Origin of the sequence: Fictibacillus halophilus (assembly GCF_016401385.1) — a bacterium.
GTDB lineage: Bacteria > Bacillota > Bacilli > Bacillales > Fictibacillaceae > Fictibacillus > Fictibacillus halophilus.
The window spans coordinates 22,687-43,294 of record NZ_JAEACF010000005.1 but is presented as its reverse complement, the minus strand read 5'-3'; the positions used below and the strand labels follow the sequence as shown (position 1 = coordinate 43,294).

Genomic DNA, 20,608 nt, shown 5'->3' with positions numbered 1-20,608 from the left:
ACCTAACGGCTTTATTTACCAGTCTTACCTTCTTTACGGCGAACGAATTCACCTTCGTAACGAATACCTTTACCTTTGTAAGGCTCAGGTGAACGAACTGAACGGATGTTTGCAGCAACTTCACCAACACGTTGCTTGTCAATACCCTTAACGATTACCTTCGTGTTAGAAGGTACTTCGATGTCGATTCCTTGCTCAGGAACGATTTCAACAGGATGAGAGTAACCTACGTTAAGTACAAGCTTGTTACCAGCTTTGGAAGCACGATATCCAACCCCGATAATTTCTAGAGCTCTTTCATAACCGTTAGTTACACCGATAACCATGTTGTTTAGTACGCTACGAGTTGTACCATGCAATGCACGGTGCTCTTTGTGGTCGCTCGGGCGTTCCACAGTAATTTCGTTATCTTGAACATTAATCTTAATGTCAGCATTGAATTTGCGAGAAAGTTCACCTTTAGGGCCTTTTACAGAAACCGTGTTGTCAGTTGCAACATCGATCGTAACGCCACCTGGAACTTCAATCGGTTTGTTACCTACGCGAGACATGTTGACACCTCCATTCGCTATTTATTACCAAACGTACGCTAGTACTTCGCCACCCATTTGTGATTGGCGAGCTTCTTTATCAGTCATAATGCCTTTAGAAGTAGATACGATCGCAATACCAAGTCCTCCAAGTACACGTGGAAGATCAGTTGATTTTGCATAAACACGTAGACCAGGCTTAGAGATACGCTTAAGACCTGAGATTACACGCTCATTGTTAGAACCGTACTTAAGGAAGATACGAATCATTCCTTGTTTGCTATCCTCTACATATTCCACATCGCGAACAAAACCTTCACGCTTTAGGATTTCTGCGATTTCTTTTTTCATATTAGAAGCAGGAAGCTCCAATTTATCGTGACGAACAGTGTTTGCGTTGCGGATACGAGTAAGCATATCTGCAATTGGATCTGTCATAACCATTACTAGTTACCTCCTTCCCTTTTTTCAGGGTATTACCAGCTGGCTTTTTTAACGCCAGGAATTTGACCTTTGTAAGCAAGTTCTCTGAAACAAATACGGCACAGTTTGAACTTGCGGATTACTGAATGAGGACGCCCGCAACGTTCACAGCGCGTATATTCTTGCACTCCGAACTTTTGCTTGCGTTGTTGCTTAGCAATCATGGATTTCTTTGCCACGGGTAAACCTCCTTTGGCTAAAGGTTATTTTTGGAATGGCATTCCGACTTGTGTAAGAAGCTCACGTGCTTCTTCGTCAGTGTTCGCAGTCGTTACGATAACGATGTCCATTCCGCGAACTTTGTTTACTTTATCATAGTCGATCTCTGGGAAGATCAATTGCTCTTTAACTCCAAGCGTGTAGTTACCGCGGCCGTCGAAAGACTTCTTGGAAACCCCGCGGAAGTCACGTACACGTGGAAGGGAAACGCTGATTAACTTATCAAGGAAGTCATACATGCGCTCTCCGCGAAGTGTAACTTTTGATCCGATCGGCATACCTTCACGAAGTTTGAATCCAGCGATAGATTTCTTAGCACGCGTGATCACAGGCTTTTGACCAGCGATTGCTGTAAGTTCCTCTACTGCTGTATCTAACACTTTAGAGTTGGATACTGCTTCACCAACACCCATGTTGATAACGATTTTTTCGATCTTTGGTGCTTGCATTACTGAAGTGTAATTAAACTTTTCCATTAGAGATGGTAAGATCTCTGCTTTATATCGCTCTTGTAGACGGTTCATTATGTGTCCTCCTTTCACTCTGAGACTTATTTATCTAGGGTTTCACCAGATTTTTTGGCCACACGAACTTTTTTCCCATCAACTACATTGTAGCCTACACGAGTAGGAGCACCAGTTTTAGGGTCAAGAGGCATTACGTTAGAAGCATGAATTGGTGCTTCTTGGCTAAGGATTCCACCTTGTGGATTAGCTTGAGAAGGTTTTGCGTGTTTCTTAACAACGTTCACGCCTTCAACAAGCACTCTGTTTAGCTTCGGATAAGCTTCAAGGATAACACCTTGTTTACCTTTATCCTTGCCGGAAATAACTTGTACTTTATCGCCTTTTTTCACATGCAATGGCATTGTGATGTTGCACCTCCTTACAAGACAATAAACGCCTTGCTAGTAAATATATTAAAGAACTTCTGGAGCAAGAGATACGATTTTCATAAATTGCTTGTCACGAAGTTCACGTGCTACTGGTCCGAAGATACGAGTTCCTCGAGGACCTTTATCATCCTTAACGATTACAGCCGCGTTCTCATCAAAGCGGATGTAAGATCCGTCGTTACGGCGCATACCACGCTTAGAACGTACCACTACCGCTTTAACAACGTCACCTTTCTTAACAACGCCACCTGGTGTTGCGGACTTAACCGAACAAACGATAATGTCACCAACGTTAGCGTACTTACGACCAGAACCACCAAGAACTTTAATGCAAAGTAACTCTTTCGCACCGGAGTTATCAGCTACTCTTAAACGGGATTCTTGTTGAATCATGCGAATGGACCTCCTTTCGGATATGAGTATAATCCGAACAATTTATTAAATAATTACTGCTTCTTGTACTACTTCAACTAGACGGAATCGCTTGTCTTTAGAAAGCGGACGCGTTTCCATAACCTTTACGATATCGCCAATTTTAGCAGTGTTGTTTTCATCATGCGCTTTTAACTTTTTAGAGTATTTAACGCGCTTGTTATATAAAGTGTGAGTCTTGTAAGTTTCTACAAGCACTGTAATCGTTTTGTCCATCTTGTCAGAAACAACACGACCAGTGTACACCTTGCGCTGGTTACGTTCACTCATTGTGCGAACCTCCTCTCAAGATTTAACCGTTAGTAATCCCAAGCTCTCTTTCACGTAAAACCGTTTTTGCACGGGCAATTGCTTTACGAACTTCACGAATGCGGGCCGGGTTTTCAAGTTGACCTGTCGCTAGTTGGAAACGAAGGTTAAAAAGCTCTTCTTTAAGTGCTTTTGCTTTTTGTTCAACTTCTGCAGTGGTCAGGTTACGAATATCATTAGCCTTCATTTGTGTCACCACCCACTTCTTCGCGTTTAACAAACTTACATTTTACAGGAAGTTTGTGTGCTGCAAGACGCAACGCTTCGCGTGCCACTTCTTCAGAGACACCTGCGATTTCAAACATAACTTTTCCTGGCTTAACTACAGCTACCCATCCTTCAGGAGCACCTTTACCAGATCCCATTCGGACTTCTAGAGGCTTTGCAGTGTAAGGCTTAGACGGGAAAATTTTAATCCATACTTTACCGCCACGCTTCATATAACGAGTCATCGCAATACGAGCTGCTTCGATCTGACGGTTAGTAATCCAGCTAGCTTCAAGAGCTTGCAAACCGAATTCTCCGAAATGAACTTCAGTACCGCCTTTTGCGTTCCCACGCATTTTACCGCGGTGTTCACGACGATATTTAACACGTTTTGGCAATAACATAATTATTTGCCTCCTTCCTCTTTTTTCGTTCCTCTTGTTGGAAGGACCTCACCACGATAAATCCAGATTTTAACTCCAAGCTTACCGTAAGTTGTGTCTGCTTCAGCAGTACCGTAATCGATGTCTGCACGAAGTGTGTGAAGAGGAACTGTACCTTCACTATAATGTTCAGCACGAGCGATATCAGCTCCGCCAAGACGGCCTGACACTTGTGTTTTGATACCTTTCGCACCCATACGCATTGCACGTTGGATCGCCTGCTTCATAGCACGACGGAAAGATACACGGTTTTCAAGTTGACGAGCGATGTTTTCAGCTACTAGCTTAGCATCAACGTCAGCTTGTTTGATTTCAAAGATGTTTACGTGAACTCTTTTACCAGTGATGTCGTTAAGGGCTTTACGAAGTGCTTCTACTTCAGATCCACCTTTACCGATAACCATTCCTGGTTTAGCAGTTTTAATTGTGATATTCACACGGTTAGCTGCACGTTCGATTTCAACACCTGATACAGCAGCGTCTTTTAAACGCTTTTCAATATAAGAACGGATCTTAAGGTCTTCATGTAAAAGATTAGCGTAATCCTTTTCAGCGTACCATTTTGAATCCCAGTCACGGATGACGCCAATACGTAGACCTATTGGATTTACTTTTTGACCCACGTCTTAACCCTCCTTCTTTTCAGAAACAACGATTGTGATGTGGCTAGTACGTTTGTTGATACGGCTTGCGCGACCCATCGCACGAGGACGGAAACGCTTAAGAGTAATACCTTCATCAACGAACGCTTGCTTAATCACCAAGTTGTTCGGTTCCATTTCATAGTTGTGTTCTGCGTTTGCGATAGCAGACTTAAGCACCTTTTCAATTACAGGAGAAGCTGCTTTAGGCGTCAAACGTAGAATCGCAAGTGCCTCACCTACTTGCTTGCCTCGAATCAAGTCGATTACGATGCGAGCTTTACGAGGAGCAATACGCACTTGTTTAGCAATTGCTTTTGCTTCCATTTTGTGTACCTCCCCTCAATTAACGTCTTGTTTTCTTATCATCAGCTGCATGGCCTTTGTAAGTACGAGTAGGTGCAAACTCACCTAACTTGTGACCGACCATATCTTCTGTACAATAAACCGGCACGTGCTTACGACCATCATAAACAGCGATTGTGTGACCGATGAAGTCAGGGAAAATCGTAGAACGACGAGACCAAGTTTTAACTACTTTCTTGTCGTTAGATTCATTAAGTGCCTCGACCTTTTTCATCAAGTGGTCATCTACAAAAGGCCCTTTTTTCAAACTGCGACCCATTTGAGAACCTCCCTTTGTGTTTGCGCTACGGCTCGATTGAACCGTAGTACAATCACATTATTTTTTGCGACGACGTACAATGTACTTGTCAGTTTGGCTATTTTTCTTACGAGTTTTATATCCAAGAGTTGGTTTACCCCATGGAGACATTGGTGATTTACGTCCGATTGGAGCGCGTCCTTCACCACCACCGTGTGGGTGATCGTTAGGGTTCATTACAGAACCACGAACTGTTGGGCGGATACCCTTCCAACGAGAACGACCTGCTTTACCAACGTTTACAAGTTCATGCTCTAAGTTTCCAACTTGACCGATTGTTGCACGGCAAGTAAGAAGGATCATACGAACTTCACCAGAACCTAGACGAACTAGCGCATACTTTTCTTCTTTACCAAGAAGTTGAGCTTCAGCACCAGCTGAACGAGCCAATTGTCCACCTTTACCAGGCTTAAGTTCGATGTTGTGAATTGTAGAACCTACAGGAATGTTAGCTAATGGAAGTGAGTTACCTACTTTAATATCAGCTTCAGTACCGGACATGATTTCTTGCCCTACTTTAATTCCTTTTGGAGCTAGGATATAACGCTTCTCACCATCTGCATAGTGGATTAGCGCGATGTTAGCTGTACGGTTCGGATCGTACTCGATTGTAGCAACGCGACCTGGTATTCCGTCTTTGTTACGTTTGAAATCGATAATACGATACTTACGCTTGTGTCCTCCACCTTGGTGACGAACAGTTAGTTTACCTTGGTTGTTACGCCCAGCTTTTTTGCTAAGAGGAGCAAGCAAGGATTTTTCTGGTTGGTCAGTTGTAATTTCAGCAAAGTCAAGCTGAGACATGTTACGACGACCGTTAGTTGTCGGTTTAAACTTTTTGATACCCATTGTAATTTCCCTCCTTTACGAGTTCTTTTTAAACTCCTTCAAAAAAGTCGAGTTCTTTGCTTTCTGGAGTTAATGTAACTACAGCTTTTTTACGTTTAGAAGTGTAACCAGTATGACGGCCTACACGCTTAAACTTACCTTTGTAGTTAGCAGTGTTAACAGATTGAATTTTCACGCCAAAGATTTCTTCTAGTGCGCCTTTGATTTGAGTCTTAGTAGCACGAGGGTTTACTTCGAACGTGTATTTTTTGTCAGCCATTATTTCAGTAGAACGCTCTGTAATAACGGGGCGCTTAATCACATCACGAGCTTCCATTATGCGAGCACCTCCCCTACTTTTTCCACAGCGTCTTTAGTCATAAGAAGCTTGTCGTGGTTTAACACGTCAAGAACACTAACGCCGTTAGCCGTAACAACTGTTACGCCAGGGATGTTACGTGCAGACAATGCAACAGCGTCATTGTAATCAGCAGTTACAACTAATGCTTTACGATCTGCGGATAGATTTGCAAGAACTTGCATCATTTCCTTTGTTTTAGGAGCTTCGAATGCAAGACCTTCTAAAACGATCAAGTCGTTATCTAGAACCTTAGAAGATAGCGCTGATTTAATAGCTAAGCGACGAACCTTCTTAGGTAATTTGTAAGAATAGCTTCTTGGTGTTGGTCCGAAAACCACTCCACCGCCAACCCATTGTGGAGAACGGATAGATCCTTGACGAGCACGTCCAGTACCTTTCTGTTTCCAAGGTTTGCGTCCACCACCAGCAACTTCAGAACGGTTCTTTACATCGTGCGTTCCTTGGCGCTGTGATGCTTGCTGCATAATAACAGCGTCGAAAAGCACGCTTTTATTTGGTTCAATACCGAAAACGGAATCGTTTAATTCGATATCGCCAGCTTGAGTACCATCTTGTTTAAATAATGCTACTTTTGGCATCAGATTGTCCTCCTTCCTTATTTAGCATCCTTTGCTTTAACAGCAGAGTTAATTGTAACGTAGCTCTTTTTCGCTCCAGGTACGTTACCTTTGATTAGTAGAAGATTACGTTCTGCATCAACTCTTACAACTTCTAAGTTTTGTACAGTTACTGTATCTCCGCCAGTACGTCCAGGCAATGCTTTCCCTTTGAAAACACGGTTAGGGTCAACTGCACCCATTGAACCAGGACGACGGTGGTAACGGGAACCGTGGCTCATTGGCCCGCGTGATTGCCCGTGACGTTTGATAACACCTTGGAATCCTTTTCCTTTAGATGTACCAGTAACGTCTACAGCGTCACCTTCTGCAAAAATGTCAGCTTTGACTTCCTGACCAACTTCGTATCCCGCAACATCAACATTACGGAATTCTTTAACGTAGCGCTTAGGGCTCGTGCTAGCTTTAGCCGCATGTCCTGCTTGTGGCTTGTTAGAACGAGAGTCTTTTTTATCATCAAATCCAAGTTGGATAGCTTCGTAGCCATCATTCTCAACGGATTTCTTTTGAAGAACAACGTTAGGAGTTACTTCTACTACAGTAACTGGAATTAGATCTCCGTTTTCTGCGAAAACTTGAGTCATACCAATTTTTCTACCTAAGATTCCTTTGGTCATTCGTCACACCTCCTATTAGTAAGTAAAATATTTATAAGCAAACGTGAAATTATAGTTTAATTTCGATGTCTACACCAGACGGTAGATCCAAACGCATTAACGAATCAACTGTTTGTGGTGTTGGCTCGATAATATCGATCAAGCGCTTATGAGTACGCATTTCGAACTGCTCACGAGAGTCCTTGTACTTATGAACCGCACGAAGGATCGTGTAGATCGCTTTCTCAGTAGGTAGTGGGATAGGACCAGATACCTTTGCTCCTGAACGCTTAGCAGTTTCTACGATTTTTTCAGCTGATTGATCAAGAATTCTGTGATCATACGCCTTTAAACGGATACGAATCTTTTGCTTTGCCATTTTTTTCCCTCCTTTATTCGCCTATTTTGATAAACAGACATTGCTCCGCGGAAATTCAACCTGATATCACCAGCCATGGCAAAGGGGCCTAGTGTGTCAGCAACCTTCCGGATCATCGCAGTGAATGACCAACATTACTTATTATAGAGAAAAGCAACGCCCAATGCAAGTGTTATTTGCATTTATTTATTGCTAATCGCACTTTTTCTATTATAGAGACTTTATCTGCGGATTTCAACTTTCTTTTTAATCTTTTGTGCAGTTGAATGTGTTTCTTCTATATATATAGAAGAAATGCAATTGGTGGTGGAGATCCAGTTGATGCGTTTCTGATCGCGCGTATGGTTATTCAGTTTTTAGCCGACTGTGATCGCATGTATATATATTTTACTATTTGTGGATTCACGACCAAAACTCGTGGATTCAAGGGCCAAACTTTTGGATTCAGCTATTAAATTTCTGGATTCATCATCTTTATTTTTGGATTGGATGTGTTTCAAGCTATTTCAGGCACATTCTGACACTCAGGATCAGCTGCTCAATGCTAATTGGATAGAGCTTTTTTCACTATCGATTCATTTATACTTAAAAATCAATTTTTTTCTTACTGCATGTTTCAATTGGGGTATTTGTTATTACTCTTCTTTGATCAGTTGATTGGAGTGGAGGATGCGAGACTCCTGGAACGGAAATCAACCTCATTCAAAAACTTCAGTATGGAAAATCACATAAAAAAACACCCTCCAAAAGGAGAGTGTTTTTTTATAAAAGAGTAATAAGATTACTCAGTGATTGTTGCAACTACGCCTGCACCAACTGTACGTCCACCTTCACGAATAGAGAACTTAGTTCCTTCTTCGATAGCGATTGGAGCGATTAGTTCTACAGTCATCTCAACGTTATCTCCAGGCATAACCATTTCTACGCCTTCAGGAAGTTGGATGATACCAGTTACGTCAGTTGTACGGAAGTAGAACTGAGGACGGTAGTTAGAGAAGAATGGAGTGTGACGTCCACCCTCTTCTTTTGAAAGAACATAAACTTCTGATTTGAACTTAGTGTGAGCTTTAACAGTACCTGGCTTAGCAAGAACTTGTCCACGCTCAACATCTTCACGAGAAACCCCACGAAGAAGTGCACCAATGTTGTCACCAGCTTCAGCATAGTCAAGAAGCTTACGGAACATTTCAACACCTGTTACAGTTGTTGATTTTGGCTCTTCAGTAAGACCAAGGATCTCAACTACGTCACCAACTTTTACTACACCACGCTCAACACGTCCAGTAGCAACTGTACCACGACCAGTGATTGAGAATACATCCTCAACTGGCATCATGAATGGCTTTTCAGTGTCACGTGGAGGAGTTGGGATATAAGAATCTACAGCGTCCATTAGCTCGTAGATTTTAGCTTCCCAATCAGCGTCTCCTTCAAGAGCTTTAAGAGCAGAACCTTTGATTACAGGAATGTCATCTCCTGGGAAGTCATACTCAGAAAGAAGGTCACGAACTTCCATTTCTACTAGCTCAAGAAGTTCTTCGTCGTCTACCATGTCACACTTGTTCATGAATACAACAAGGTAAGGTACACCTACTTGACGAGAAAGAAGGATGTGCTCACGAGTTTGTGGCATTGGGCCGTCAGCAGCAGATACTACTAGGATCCCACCATCCATTTGTGCTGCACCAGTGATCATGTTCTTAACATAGTCAGCATGTCCTGGGCAGTCTACGTGTGCATAGTGACGAGAATCAGTTTCATACTCAACGTGTGCAGTTGAGATTGTGATTCCACGCTCGCGCTCTTCTGGAGCACCGTCGATTTGGTCATAAGCCATTGCTACACCCTTACCGTTTTTCTTAGCAAGAACAGTAGTGATAGCAGCTGTTAAAGTTGTTTTACCATGGTCAACGTGACCGATAGTACCAATGTTAGCATGCGTTTTGGAACGATCAAATTTCTCTTTACCCATGAGAAAGATTCCTCCTTAAATATGTTTACATATAGTAGATTTTTTTATTTAAAACAGACAGTTTGTACTGCCCATTTTAGATTACATGAAAAAGTTGTTTCTTACAACCGAAGAGATTAAGCTCCAGTTGCTTTTTTGATGATTTCTTCAGAGATTGACTTAGGTACTTCTTCGTAGTGATCGAAGTGCATTGAGTAAGTACCGCGGCCTTGTGTACGAGAACGCAAGCTAGTTGCATATCCGAACATCTCAGCAAGTGGAACCATCGCTTTAACGATTTGTGCGTTACCACGAGCTTCCATACCTTCAACACGTCCACGACGGGAAGTTACGTCACCCATGATATCACCCATGTACTCTTCAGGAACCGTTACTTCTACTTTCATGATCGGCTCTAGAATTGCAGGGTCACACTTTGATTTAGCGTTCTTAAGAGCCATTGAACCGGCAATCTTAAACGCCATTTCGTTGGAGTCAACATCATGGTATGATCCATCAACGATACGAGCTTTAAGGTCAAGTAATGGGAAACCAGCAAGCATTCCGTTTTTCATTGATTCTTCGATACCAGCTTGAACTGCAGGGATGTATTCACGAGGAACTGCCCCACCAACGATTTTGTTTTCAAATACGAATCCAGATCCTTCATCACCTGGCTCGAATTCGATCCAAACGTGACCGTATTGTCCACGACCACCAGACTGACGAACGAATTTACCTTCAACTTTAGCAGCTTGGCGAATTGTTTCACGGTAAGCAACCTGAGGAGCACCCACGTTAGCTTCTACCTTGAATTCACGGCGCATACGGTCAACTAGGATGTCAAGGTGAAGCTCACCCATACCTGCGATGATCGTTTGTCCAGTTTCTTCGTTTGTTTCAGTACGGAATGTTGGATCTTCTTCAGCAAGCTTAGCAAGCGCCATACCCATCTTGTCTTGGTCTGCTTTAGACTTCGGCTCGATAGATAGTGAGATAACTGGCTCTGGGAATACCATGGATTCTAAGATAACAAGGTTCTTTTCATCACAAAGTGTATCACCAGTTGTAGTGTCCTTAAGACCTACAGCAGCTGCGATATCTCCAGCGTATACGATAGAGATCTCTTCACGGGAGTTTGCGTGCATTTGAAGGATACGTCCAACACGCTCGCGCTTTCCTTTAGTAGAGTTCTGTACGTATGATCCAGAGTTTAGTGTACCAGAGTACACACGGAAGAATGTTAACTTACCAACATAAGGGTCAGTCATAACTTTAAATGCAAGTGCAGAGAATGGAGCTTCGTCACTTGATTCACGAGTTACTTCTTCTTCAGAGTCAGGAAGTACACCTTTAATAGCTGGTACATCGATTGGCGATGGAAGGTAATCAAGAACTGCGTCTAGCATAAGCTGAACACCTTTGTTCTTAAATGCCGAACCACACATTACTGGATAGAACTCAACGTTACAAGTTCCTTGACGGATACCTGCTTTAAGTTCTTCGTTCGTGATTTCTTCGCCTTCTAAGTACTTCATCATCATTTCTTCATCTAGCTCAGCAACCGCTTCGATAAGTTTTCCACGGTATTCTTCAGCTAAAGGCATGTGCTCTTCCGGAATATCACGAACTTCGATATCAGTACCAAGGTCGTTTCCGTAGAATACAGCTTTCATTTCGATAAGGTCGATGATTGCTTCGAATTGGTCTTCCGCACCGATCGGTAATTGGATCGGGTGAGCGTTAGCACCAAGGCGGTCATGAATCGTTTTTACGGAATATAAGAAATCCGCACCGATCTTGTCCATTTTGTTTACGAATACTACACGAGGTACCCCGTAAGTAGTCGCTTGACGCCAAACTGTTTCTGTTTGTGGTTCAACACCTGATTGAGCATCAAGTAATGCAACCGCTCCGTCTAATACACGTAATGAACGTTCTACTTCAACTGTAAAGTCTACGTGTCCTGGTGTATCAATGATGTTGACACGGTGACCTTTCCATTGAGCAGTAGTAGCAGCGGAAGTAATCGTGATTCCACGCTCTTGTTCCTGCTCCATCCAGTCCATTTGTGAAGCTCCTTCATGAGTTTCACCAATTTTGTGGATACGGCCAGTATAGTAAAGAACACGTTCAGTAGTCGTTGTTTTACCAGCATCGATGTGAGCCATGATACCGATATTACGAGTATTTTTTAAGGAGAATTCTCTAGCCATGAATTTCTCTCCTTCCCTTTTTAAAAGGAATTTTTATAGTGTTTTAGAGACAGTCCGAGAACTGTCTCTATAATTTTACCAGCGGTAGTGAGCAAACGCTTTGTTTGCTTCTGCCATTTTGTGCATATCTTCGCGCTTCTTAACTGAAGCACCAGTGTTATTAGCAGCATCCATGATCTCATACGCAAGACGTTCTTCCATTGTCTTTTCTCCGCGTAGACGAGAGTAGTTCGTTAGGTAACGAAGTCCTAGTGTTGTACGACGCTCTGGGCGAACTTCAACTGGTACTTGGTAGTTAGCTCCACCAACACGGCGAGCACGAACTTCAAGAACTGGCATGATATTTTTAAGAGCTTGTTCAAACACTTCCATAGGATCTTGGTTCGTACGTTCTTTAATAAGATCGAACGCATTGTACAAGATTGTTTGAGCTACCCCTCTCTTACCGTCAATCATAATTTTATTGATTAGACGAGTTACAAGCTTAGACTTGTAAATTGGATCAGGTAACACATCACGACGAGCAACAGGTCCTTTACGTGGCATGTGGTCCCCTCCTTTCTGATAGTTGTTTTAGTTTATTTTAAAAATATTACTTCTTAGCTTCCTTTGGACGCTTCGTTCCGTATTTAGAACGACCTTGCATACGGTTGTTAACACCAGCCGTATCAAGAGCACCACGAACGATGTGGTAACGTACCCCCGGTAAGTCTTTTACACGTCCTCCACGGATAAGAACAACACTGTGCTCTTGAAGGTTGTGGCCAATACCAGGAATGTAAGCTGTAACTTCGATTCCGTTAGTTAGACGAACACGCGCATACTTACGAAGCGCCGAGTTCGGCTTCTTAGGAGTCATAGTACCAACACGTGTACAAACTCCACGCTTTTGCGGAGATGAAACGTTAGTTTGGGACTTCTTGAAGCTGTTGTAACCTTTGTTTAACGCAGGAGAGTCAGATTTCTTTGATTTAGAAACACGACCTTTGCGAACTAATTGGTTAATTGTAGGCATTTTGTATTTCCTCCTCTCTTTTTTCGTAATACCACCGACCCAGGTGGTTCATTTTAGGACAAAAGAAAGTTTTTGCGAGAGGAGCGATATTGATGCCCATCGCAAAAACATGAATTTTATCCTTTTATCGCAACAGTTGCGGCCCCGACATCTATACCGCATGCTTTTCCAAGCTTTTTCATGGAATCAACCTTTACGATCGGTACGTGCTTCTCTTCGGCAATTTGCAATACTTTGCTCGTCACTCGAAAATCTGCGTCTTCCGCAACGACCAGCTCTTTGACCTCGCCGTTCTGTAAAGCTTTGATTGTTTGCTTAGTACCTACGATAATTTCAGAAGCCTGTGTCACTTTTTCATAAGACATACGAATATCCTCCAAAGTAACAAATCTTAGGAGCACATCCGTAATCATATCACCGATGCGCTCCCGATGTCAACATTTCATTTATTAATCTTGAGAAACAAGTTCTGTAGGCAATTCTGCCTCTTCATTGTTCTCATCTTCAACTACTGGAGAGTTGATTCCGATGTTTCTGTAACGGTTCATACCCGTTCCAGCCGGGATCAGCTTACCAATAATAACGTTTTCCTTAAGTCCGAGTAATTCGTCACGCTTACCTTTGATGGCAGCATCTGTAAGAACTCGAGTTGTTTCTTGGAATGATGCAGCAGATAAGAATGATTCTGTCTCAAGAGATGCTTTTGTAATACCAAGAAGCACTGGACGACCTGTAGCAGGCGTTCCACCTTCAAGAAGTACACTACGGTTAACATCCGTAAAGGCATGAATATCCATAAGAGCTCCCGGAAGTACTTGAGAATCACCAGAATCGATGATGCGCACTTTACGAAGCATCTGGCGAACCATTACTTCAACGTGCTTATCTCCGATTTCTACCCCTTGCATACGGTAAACTTTCTGAACCTCACGCAATAGGTATTCTTGTACGCCTTCTGCACCACGTACTTTAATTAATTCTTTAGGATCGATCGAACCTTCCGTCAATACTTGACCGGCAGTTACCTTATCGCCTTCGACCGCTTTAATGCGGGCACCGAAAGGAATCGTGTAAGATCTAGATTCAATTTCACCTTGAACGACTACTTCACGCTTATCTTTATTGTCGTTCACGCCAACAACCGTACCTTCAAGCTCAGAGATAACGGCTTGACCTTTCGGGTTACGCGCTTCAAACAATTCTTGGATACGCGGAAGACCTTGTGTGATATCGTCCCCTGCTACCCCACCTGTATGGAAGGTACGCATTGTAAGCTGTGTACCTGGCTCACCGATGGATTGAGCAGCGATAATTCCAACTGCTTCCCCAACTTCAACGTCAGAGCCTGTTGCAAGGTTGCGTCCGTAACATTTCTTACAAACACCGTGACGAGTGTCACAAGTAAATACAGAACGGATCGTTACTGCTTTCACGCCTACTTCTTCAATATGAGCGGCCATGTCTTCAGTGATCAGCTGATTAACGTCTGCAAGAAGTTCTTTTGTTTCAGGATGGTATACCTTTTTATAAGCAGTACGACCGATCAAACGCTCATGAAGAGGCTCGATAACTTCGTTGCCTTCTTTAATAGCTGCAACTTCTAAGCCGCGGTCCGTTCCACAGTCATCTTCACGTACGATAACATCTTGCGCAACGTCAACCAAACGACGAGTAAGGTAACCTGAGTCAGCTGTTTTAAGGGCTGTATCGGCAAGACCTTTACGTGCTCCGTGAGTAGAGATAAAGTACTCGAGTACTGTTAGACCTTCACGGAAACTTGATTTGATTGGAAGCTCGATGATTTTACCAGCCGGGTTGGCCATCAGACCACGCATACCAGCTAGCTGCGTAAAGTTAGATGCGTTACCACGGGCACCGGAGTCACTCATCATGAAGATTGGGTTTCGCTTATCAAGTGTACCCATCAATTTATTTTGGATTTCGTCTTTCGCCAAACTCCAAACATTAATTACACGCTCATAGCGCTCTTCTTCCGTGATCAAACCACGTCTGAATTGCTTTGTAACGTTAACTACTTTTTCTTCGGCAACAGCAAGGATCTCTTGCTTTTCAGGTAATACAACGATATCGGATACACCGATCGTGATACCAGCGCGCGTAGAATATTTAAATCCTAAGTCCTTCATACGGTCAAGCATCTTAGACGTTTCAGTAATCTTAAAGCGTTTGAATACTTCCGCGATAATCTTACCTAGGATCCCTTTCTTAAATGGAACAATTTCCTCATGCTTCTGAATTTCTTCTTTTACATTAGCAGCCGGATCTAAGAAGTACTTTTCAGGTGTTTCCACTTGAAGGTTCGTCGTAGTCGGTTCGTTAATGTAAGGGAATGACGGTGGCAAGATTTCGTTGAATAACAACTTACCTACTGTCGTCATAAGAAGCTTAGATTGCTGCTCATCTGTGAAAGTTTCTTTATTTAAGCTGGATACCGGTACTGCAATACGAGAATGCAGGTGCACGAATCCATTTTCATAAGCGATGATCGCTTCATTGATGTCTTTAAATACAGACCCTTCACCAATAGCTCCTTCACGTTCAAGAGTTAGGTAATAGTTACCTAAAACCATATCCTGTGACGGTGTTACTACCGGCTTACCATCTTTCGGGTTCAAGATGTTTTGGGCAGCTAGCATTAAAATACGAGCCTCTGCTTGTGCTTCAGCAGATAGAGGAACGTGGACCGCCATTTGGTCACCGTCAAAGTCAGCGTTGTAAGCTGTACATACGAGCGGGTGAAGACGGATTGCACGGCCTTCTACAAGCGTTGGTTCGAATGCTTGGATACCAAGTCTGTGAAGTGTAGGTGCACGGTTTAGTAGAACCGGGTGTTCACGAATAACTTCTTCTAAAACATCCCAAACTTCTGGCTGAACGCGCTCTACTTTGCGTTTTGCACTCTTGATGTTGTGTGCAAGACCTTTTGAAACTAGCTCTTTCATAACAAACGGTTTGAAGAGCTCAAGTGCCATCTCTTTAGGCAGACCACATTGGTACATCTTTAAGTTCGGACCTACTACGATAACCGAACGTCCAGAGTAGTCAACACGTTTACCTAGCAAGTTTTGACGGAAACGACCTTGTTTCCCTTTCAGCATGTGTGAAAGTGATTTTAACGGACGATTTCCTGGTCCAGTAACCGGACGGCCACGACGACCATTATCGATTAATGCATCGACTGCTTCTTGAAGCATACGTTTTTCATTTTGAACGATAATGTTAGGAGCACCTAGGTCTAATAGACGCTTCAAACGGTTGTTACGGTTGATAACACGACGGTAAAGGTCGTTAAGGTCAGATGTGGCAAAACGTCCACCATCAAGCTGAACCATCGGACGCAATTCCGGCGGAATAACCGGAAGTACTTCAAGAATCATCCAGTCAGCATGGTTGCCAGAATGACGGAATGCTTCTAGTACTTCTAAACGCTTAATCGCACGTGTACGGCGTTGGCCTTGTGCTGTTTTAAGCTCTTCTTTCAACATCTCAACTTCTTTTTCAGCATCGATGTCTTCTAAAAGACGCTTGATCGCTTCTGCACCCATTTGTGCAGTGAAACCTTTTCCATACTTTTCACGGTATGTGCGGTATTCCTTCTCTGAAAGCAGTTGTTTCTTCTCAAGAGGTGTATCCCCTGTATCAGTAACAACGTATGAAGCAAAGTAGATTACTTCTTCTAATGCTCTTGGAGACATATCCAAAACAAGACCCATACGGCTTGGGATACCCTTGAAGTACCAGATGTGAGAAACAGGAGCAGCAAGCTCGATGTGACCCATACGGTCACGTCGAACTTTAGCTCTTGTTACTTCAACACCACAACGGTCACAAACCACACCTTTATAACGGACGCGCTTATACTTTCCGCAATGACATTCCCAGTCTTTTGTTGGACCGAAAATTCTTTCACAGAACAAGCCGTCTTTTTCAGGCTTAAGTGTACGGTAGTTGATTGTTTCAGTTTTTTTTACTTCCCCTCTTGACCACGACCGGATTTTGTCCGGTGAAGCAAGACCAATTTTCATATATTCAAAATTATTTACGTCTATCAAGGAGCGTACCTCCCTTTTGATATCCTGTTTTAGTCATTCGAAGTGTAAGACTCAAGATTTAGATTTAATTTCTCGCTTGCCTGATCGTCTTCATCATCAAGCTCTCTCATTTCAATTTCCTTGTCATCTCCAGAACAGATCTTAACGTCCATTCCAAGAGATTGAAGTTCTTTGATCAATACTTTAAATGATTCTGGAACACCTGGTTCAGGAACGTTTTCACCTTTAACGATGGCTTCATACGTTTTCACACGGCCGACAACATCATCGGATTTAACCGTAAGAATTTCCTGTAGTGTGTATGCAGCACCATATGCTTCAAGCGCCCATACCTCCATCTCACCGAAACGCTGACCTCCAAATTGAGCTTTACCACCTAGAGGCTGCTGTGTAACAAGTGAGTAAGGTCCAGTAGAACGAGCATGTAGCTTATCATCAACCATGTGAGCAAGCTTGATCATATACATGACCCCAACTGATACACGGTTATCAAATGCAGCACCTGTACGTCCATCATAAAGTACCGTTTTACCATCGCGAGCCATTCCAGCTTCTTCGATCGTAGACCAAACATCTTCCTCACGCGCTCCATCGAATACCGGTGTAGCAACATGAATGCCTAGCTGACGTGCAGCCATTCCAAGGTGAAGCTCCAATACCTGACCGATGTTCATACGGGAAGGTACCCCTAGCGGGTTTAACATGATGTCAACTGGTGTTCCATCTGGAAGATAAGGCATATCTTCTTCAGGCATAATTTTAGAAATTACACCTTTGTTTCCGTGACGGCCGGCCATCTTATCTCCTTCATGAATCTTACGTTTTTGCACGATGTATGCACGAACGAGTTGATTCACTCCTGGAGGAAGTTCATCGCCATCTTCACGGTTAAACACTTTAACGTCAAGGATGATTCCATCTCCACCGTGAGGTACACGCAATGATGTATCGCGGACTTCACGAGCTTTTTCACCGAAGATCGCATGCAATAGACGTTCTTCAGCTGTTAATTCAGTTACACCCTTAGGGGTTACTTTACCAACTAAGATATCTCCATCTTTAACTTCTGCACCAACACGGATGATTCCGCGTTCGTCCAGGTTGCGTAATGCATCTTCTCCGACGTTTGGAATATCACGAGTGATTTCTTCCGGTCCAAGTTTTGTATCACGCGCTTCTGACTCATATTCTTCAATATGGATCGAAGTATAAACGTCGTCTTTAACGAGACGTTCACTCATGATAACAGCATCCTCGTAGTTGTAACCTTCCCAAGTCATGAAGGCAACAAGAACGTTACGACCTAAAGCAAGTTCACCTAGTTCCATTGAAGGTCCATCCGCTAAGATTTCCCCTTTCGTCACACGGTTTCCTGTGCTTACGATCGGACGCTGGTTATAACACGTTCCTTGGTTGGAACGAATAAACTTAAGCATGTTGTAAGTGTCAAGGTCGCCTGAAACTTCCTTGCCATCTACTTCTTTAATGCGGCGTACTTGAACTTGTTTTGCTGTAACGCGCTCAACAATTCCTTCGTGCTTACAGATAACTGCAGCTCCAGAGTCTTTTGCTGATACGTGTTCCATTCCTGTACCAACGATCGGTGATTCAGGAACAAGTAGAGGTACAGCCTGACGTTGCATGTTCGCTCCCATTAGGGCACGGTTGGAGTCATCATTTTCTAAGAACGGAATACAAGCTGTCGCGGCAGATACTACCTGTTTCGGCGATACATCCATATAATCGATGCGTTCGCGTTTAACAACAGTGTTATCACCACGGAAACGTGCGATTACGTCTTCGTTAATGAACTCTCCGTTATCACCTAAGATTGAGTTCGCCTGTGCAACTACGTATAAATCTTCTTCGTCAGCAGTCAGATAATCAATACGGCTCGTTACACGACCTGTTTCAGGATCAACCCGACGGTATGGTGTTTCGATAAATCCATATTGGTTCACTTTTGCATATGAAGAAAGTGAGTTGATCAAACCGATGTTCGGACCCTCTGGCGTCTCAATCGGACACATACGACCGTAGTGAGAGTAGTGAACGTCACGAACTTCAAAGCCTGCACGTTCACGTGTAAGACCACCTGGCCCTAGTGCAGATAGACGACGTTTATGCGTCAATTCTGCTAGCGGGTTCGTTTGATCCATGAACTGTGAAAGCTGAGAGCTTCCGAAGAACTCTTTAATAGAAGCAATAACAGGACGAATATTGATCAATGCTTGTGGTGTGATTGCATTTGTGTCTTGGATCGACATACGCTCACGCACAACACGTTCCATTCTGGAAAGTCCGATTCTGAATTGGTTTTGAAGAAGCTCACCAACTGAACGTAGACGACGGTTTCCAAGATGGTCAATATCATCTGTCGTACCTACTTGATGCAATAAGTTAAAGAAGTAGTTGATTGAAGCGATAATGTCAGAAACCGTGATGTTTTTAATTTCTTTATCAACAAGTCCGTTTCCGATAACATTAATGATTCTTTCTCCTTCTTGATCATCTGGCGCATAGATTTTGATAGATTGAAGAGCGATATCTTGATCTTCAGCCACTCCTCCTGCTGGTGTTACGGTTTTAAAGCCTACACCACTCTCAAGAGCAGGGATAATCTTGTCTAGCGTTCTGCGGTCAAGAAGCGTACCTTCTTCAGCAATCACTTCACCAGTTTCAGCATCAACAAGCGTTTCAGCTAGTTTCTGGTTGAAGAGACGATTCTTTATATGAAGCTTTTTATTGATTTTGTAGCGTCCAACGTTAGCTAAGTCATAGCGTTTAGGATCAAAGAACCTAGAATCTAATAAACTTTTTGCATTATCTACTGTTGGAGGCTCTCCCGGACGAAGACGCTCATAGATTTCGAGAAGGGCTTTTTCTGTTCCTTCTGTATTATCCTTATCCAGCGTGTTGCGAAGATACTCGTCTTCTCCAAGCAAATCAATGATTTCTTGATCAGACCCAAACCCTAAAGCACGAAGCAATACGGTAATAGGGATTTTTCTTGTGCGGTCAATACGCACATAAACTACGTCCTTAGCATCTGTTTCGAACTCCAGCCAAGCACCGCGGTTTGGAATGACAGTAGCGGTAAAACCTTTTTTACCGTTTTTGTCGATTTTCTCACTATAGTAAACACTTGGTGAACGAACGAGCTGTGATACAATTACACGCTCTGCCCCGTTGATCACAAAGGTTCCCGTATCTGTCATTAACGGGAAATCTCCCATAAATACTTCCTGCTCTTTTACTTCGCCCGTCTCTTTATTGATCAGACGCACTTTCACACGAAGCGGAGCAGCGTAAGTAACATCGCGCTCTTTTGATTCATCTACAGGATACTTCGGCTCACCTAAGTTATAATCAATAAACTCTAAAACGAGGTTCCCTGTAAAATCTTCAATCGGCGAAATGTCTCGGAACATTTCACGTAACCCCTCATCAAGAAACCATTGATAGGAAGCGGTTTGAATTTCAATTAAGTTTGGTAATTCAAGCACTTCGCTAATCCTTGCATAACTTCTTCGTTGGCGGTGGCGTCCAAACTGAACTAGTTGACCTGTCAACTGCTTCACCCCTCAAATCCAGCGTTTTTTTCGTGTATCATATTTCTATCTAACATTCTATTAAGAAGGTTAGAAAACAAAAAGAAAAAGGGTTTCATATTTTTAAAACCGCAGTTTTCCTATTTTGATAAAAGCTATTATATAATTTTGTCCAAC

24 protein-coding genes are annotated in these 20,608 nt (G+C 42.9%); all 24 read right to left on the bottom strand.

The features are described from left to right. Positions 1-11: 11 nt before the first annotated feature. The 24 genes from rplF to rpoB all read right to left on the bottom strand — a co-directional run bounded on the left by rplF (position 12) and on the right by rpoB (position 20,452). Positions 12-551, bottom strand: a complete 540-nt coding sequence (rplF, locus tag I5J82_RS19595; RefSeq protein WP_066390685.1) for a 50S ribosomal protein L6 — start codon at positions 549-551, stop codon at positions 12-14. Positions 552-575: 24 nt separating this feature from the next. Further along, positions 576-974: a 30S ribosomal protein S8 gene (gene rpsH, locus I5J82_RS19590; protein WP_066390683.1), complete on the bottom strand. Its 399-nt coding sequence runs from the start codon at positions 972-974 to the stop codon at positions 576-578. Between the two features lie 32 nt (positions 975-1,006). Further along, positions 1,007-1,192, bottom strand: coding sequence for a 30S ribosomal protein S14 (gene rpsN, locus I5J82_RS19585; RefSeq protein ID WP_066390681.1), 186 nt, complete (start codon positions 1,190-1,192; stop codon positions 1,007-1,009). Between the two features lie 24 nt (positions 1,193-1,216). Then, on the bottom strand, positions 1,217-1,756 hold the full coding sequence (gene rplE / locus I5J82_RS19580) for a 50S ribosomal protein L5 (protein WP_066390678.1): 540 nt from the start codon (positions 1,754-1,756) through the stop codon (positions 1,217-1,219). 26 nt (positions 1,757-1,782) lie between these two features. Next, positions 1,783-2,094 (bottom strand): 50S ribosomal protein L24, encoded by a 312-nt coding sequence (rplX, locus tag I5J82_RS19575; RefSeq protein ID WP_066294477.1) that lies wholly within the window; start codon positions 2,092-2,094, stop codon positions 1,783-1,785. A 57-nt stretch (positions 2,095-2,151) separates the two neighbouring features. Further along, positions 2,152-2,520 carry a 50S ribosomal protein L14 gene (rplN, locus tag I5J82_RS19570; protein ID WP_066237936.1) on the bottom strand — a complete coding sequence of 123 codons (369 nt, stop codon included), beginning with the start codon at positions 2,518-2,520 and terminating at the stop codon, positions 2,152-2,154. Positions 2,521-2,565: 45 nt separating this feature from the next. Next, positions 2,566-2,829 (bottom strand): 30S ribosomal protein S17, encoded by a 264-nt coding sequence (gene rpsQ, locus I5J82_RS19565; RefSeq protein WP_066390676.1) that lies wholly within the window; start codon positions 2,827-2,829, stop codon positions 2,566-2,568. A gap of 22 nt (positions 2,830-2,851) precedes the next feature. Beyond that, positions 2,852-3,055 (bottom strand): 50S ribosomal protein L29, encoded by a 204-nt coding sequence (gene rpmC / locus I5J82_RS19560; protein WP_066237940.1) that lies wholly within the window; start codon positions 3,053-3,055, stop codon positions 2,852-2,854. Further along, a complete protein-coding gene (gene rplP, locus I5J82_RS19555) occupies positions 3,045-3,479 on the bottom strand; it encodes a 50S ribosomal protein L16 (RefSeq protein ID WP_066237943.1) in 435 nt (144 codons plus the stop codon). Before rplP ends, rpmC begins: the two co-directional genes overlap by 11 nt. Before the next feature lie 2 nt (positions 3,480-3,481). After that, positions 3,482-4,141: a 30S ribosomal protein S3 gene (gene rpsC / locus I5J82_RS19550; protein WP_066237945.1), complete on the bottom strand. Its 660-nt coding sequence runs from the start codon at positions 4,139-4,141 to the stop codon at positions 3,482-3,484. 3 nt (positions 4,142-4,144) lie between these two features. Next, positions 4,145-4,486 carry a 50S ribosomal protein L22 gene (gene rplV / locus I5J82_RS19545; protein WP_066237948.1) on the bottom strand — a complete coding sequence of 114 codons (342 nt, stop codon included), beginning with the start codon at positions 4,484-4,486 and terminating at the stop codon, positions 4,145-4,147. Between the two features lie 19 nt (positions 4,487-4,505). Continuing rightward, a complete protein-coding gene (gene rpsS / locus I5J82_RS19540; protein WP_066237951.1) occupies positions 4,506-4,784 on the bottom strand; it encodes a 30S ribosomal protein S19 in 279 nt (92 codons plus the stop codon). A 57-nt stretch (positions 4,785-4,841) separates the two neighbouring features. Continuing rightward, a complete protein-coding gene (gene rplB / locus I5J82_RS19535; protein WP_066390675.1) occupies positions 4,842-5,672 on the bottom strand; it encodes a 50S ribosomal protein L2 in 831 nt (276 codons plus the stop codon). 28 nt (positions 5,673-5,700) lie between these two features. After that, positions 5,701-5,988, bottom strand: a complete 288-nt coding sequence (gene rplW / locus I5J82_RS19530; RefSeq protein ID WP_066390671.1) for a 50S ribosomal protein L23 — start codon at positions 5,986-5,988, stop codon at positions 5,701-5,703. After that, a complete protein-coding gene (gene rplD, locus I5J82_RS19525; RefSeq protein WP_066390669.1) occupies positions 5,988-6,611 on the bottom strand; it encodes a 50S ribosomal protein L4 in 624 nt (207 codons plus the stop codon). Before rplD ends, rplW begins: the two co-directional genes overlap by 1 nt. Positions 6,612-6,628: 17 nt before the next feature. Next, positions 6,629-7,267 (bottom strand): 50S ribosomal protein L3, encoded by a 639-nt coding sequence (gene rplC / locus I5J82_RS19520; RefSeq protein WP_066390667.1) that lies wholly within the window; start codon positions 7,265-7,267, stop codon positions 6,629-6,631. A gap of 49 nt (positions 7,268-7,316) precedes the next feature. Further along, positions 7,317-7,625, bottom strand: a complete 309-nt coding sequence (rpsJ, locus tag I5J82_RS19515; protein WP_053356198.1) for a 30S ribosomal protein S10 — start codon at positions 7,623-7,625, stop codon at positions 7,317-7,319. A gap of 781 nt (positions 7,626-8,406) precedes the next feature. Beyond that, positions 8,407-9,597, bottom strand: a complete 1,191-nt coding sequence (gene tuf / locus I5J82_RS19510) for an elongation factor Tu (protein WP_066390665.1) — start codon at positions 9,595-9,597, stop codon at positions 8,407-8,409. Between the two features lie 116 nt (positions 9,598-9,713). After that, positions 9,714-11,792 carry an elongation factor G gene (gene fusA / locus I5J82_RS19505; protein ID WP_198769417.1) on the bottom strand — a complete coding sequence of 693 codons (2,079 nt, stop codon included), beginning with the start codon at positions 11,790-11,792 and terminating at the stop codon, positions 9,714-9,716. A gap of 75 nt (positions 11,793-11,867) precedes the next feature. Beyond that, positions 11,868-12,338: a 30S ribosomal protein S7 gene (gene rpsG, locus I5J82_RS19500; RefSeq protein WP_066237973.1), complete on the bottom strand. Its 471-nt coding sequence runs from the start codon at positions 12,336-12,338 to the stop codon at positions 11,868-11,870. 46 nt (positions 12,339-12,384) lie between these two features. Next, positions 12,385-12,807 carry a 30S ribosomal protein S12 gene (gene rpsL / locus I5J82_RS19495; RefSeq protein ID WP_066390653.1) on the bottom strand — a complete coding sequence of 141 codons (423 nt, stop codon included), beginning with the start codon at positions 12,805-12,807 and terminating at the stop codon, positions 12,385-12,387. 116 nt (positions 12,808-12,923) lie between these two features. After that, the gene (locus I5J82_RS19490; protein WP_066237983.1) at positions 12,924-13,172 is read right to left on the bottom strand and encodes a 50S ribosomal protein L7ae-like protein; all 249 of its coding nucleotides are present in this window, start codon (positions 13,170-13,172) and stop codon (positions 12,924-12,926) included. A gap of 84 nt (positions 13,173-13,256) precedes the next feature. Beyond that, on the bottom strand, positions 13,257-16,880 hold the full coding sequence (rpoC, locus tag I5J82_RS19485) for a DNA-directed RNA polymerase subunit beta' (protein WP_198769416.1): 3,624 nt from the start codon (positions 16,878-16,880) through the stop codon (positions 13,257-13,259). A gap of 29 nt (positions 16,881-16,909) precedes the next feature. Continuing rightward, a complete protein-coding gene (gene rpoB, locus I5J82_RS19480; protein ID WP_198769415.1) occupies positions 16,910-20,452 on the bottom strand; it encodes a DNA-directed RNA polymerase subunit beta in 3,543 nt (1,180 codons plus the stop codon). Positions 20,453-20,608: the final 156 nt, after the last annotated feature.

Excerpts from the sequence above, each read along its gene's own strand:
- rplP (WP_066237943.1), bottom strand. The coding sequence starts at position 3,479 with ATGTTATTGCCAAAACGTGTTAAATATCGTCGTGAACACCGCGGTAAA.
- rpsQ (WP_066390676.1), bottom strand. The coding sequence starts at position 2,829 with ATGAGTGAACGTAACCAGCGCAAGGTGTACACTGGTCGTGTTGTTTCT.
- rplE (WP_066390678.1), bottom strand. The coding sequence starts at position 1,756 with ATGAACCGTCTACAAGAGCGATATAAAGCAGAGATCTTACCATCTCTA.
- rplD (WP_066390669.1), bottom strand. The coding sequence starts at position 6,611 with ATGCCAAAAGTAGCATTATTTAAACAAGATGGTACTCAAGCTGGCGAT.
- rplV (WP_066237948.1), bottom strand. The coding sequence starts at position 4,486 with ATGGAAGCAAAAGCAATTGCTAAACAAGTGCGTATTGCTCCTCGTAAA.
- rpsS (WP_066237951.1), bottom strand. The coding sequence starts at position 4,784 with ATGGGTCGCAGTTTGAAAAAAGGGCCTTTTGTAGATGACCACTTGATG.
- rpsJ (WP_053356198.1), bottom strand. The coding sequence starts at position 7,625 with ATGGCAAAGCAAAAGATTCGTATCCGTTTAAAGGCGTATGATCACAGA.
- fusA (WP_198769417.1), bottom strand. The coding sequence starts at position 11,792 with ATGGCTAGAGAATTCTCCTTAAAAAATACTCGTAATATCGGTATCATG.
- I5J82_RS19490 (WP_066237983.1), bottom strand. The coding sequence starts at position 13,172 with ATGTCTTATGAAAAAGTGACACAGGCTTCTGAAATTATCGTAGGTACT.
- rplB (WP_066390675.1), bottom strand. The coding sequence starts at position 5,672 with ATGGGTATCAAAAAGTTTAAACCGACAACTAACGGTCGTCGTAACATG.
- rpsH (WP_066390683.1), bottom strand. The coding sequence starts at position 974 with ATGGTTATGACAGATCCAATTGCAGATATGCTTACTCGTATCCGCAAC.
- rplN (WP_066237936.1), bottom strand. The coding sequence starts at position 2,520 with ATGATTCAACAAGAATCCCGTTTAAGAGTAGCTGATAACTCCGGTGCG.
- tuf (WP_066390665.1), bottom strand. The coding sequence starts at position 9,597 with ATGGGTAAAGAGAAATTTGATCGTTCCAAAACGCATGCTAACATTGGT.
- rpmC (WP_066237940.1), bottom strand. The coding sequence starts at position 3,055 with ATGAAGGCTAATGATATTCGTAACCTGACCACTGCAGAAGTTGAACAA.
- rplW (WP_066390671.1), bottom strand. The coding sequence starts at position 5,988 with ATGGAAGCTCGTGATGTGATTAAGCGCCCCGTTATTACAGAGCGTTCT.
- rplF (WP_066390685.1), bottom strand. The coding sequence starts at position 551 with ATGTCTCGCGTAGGTAACAAACCGATTGAAGTTCCAGGTGGCGTTACG.
- rpsL (WP_066390653.1), bottom strand. The coding sequence starts at position 12,807 with ATGCCTACAATTAACCAATTAGTTCGCAAAGGTCGTGTTTCTAAATCA.
- rpsG (WP_066237973.1), bottom strand. The coding sequence starts at position 12,338 with ATGCCACGTAAAGGACCTGTTGCTCGTCGTGATGTGTTACCTGATCCA.
- rplC (WP_066390667.1), bottom strand. The coding sequence starts at position 7,267 with ATGACCAAAGGAATCTTAGGTAGAAAAATTGGTATGACTCAAGTTTTC.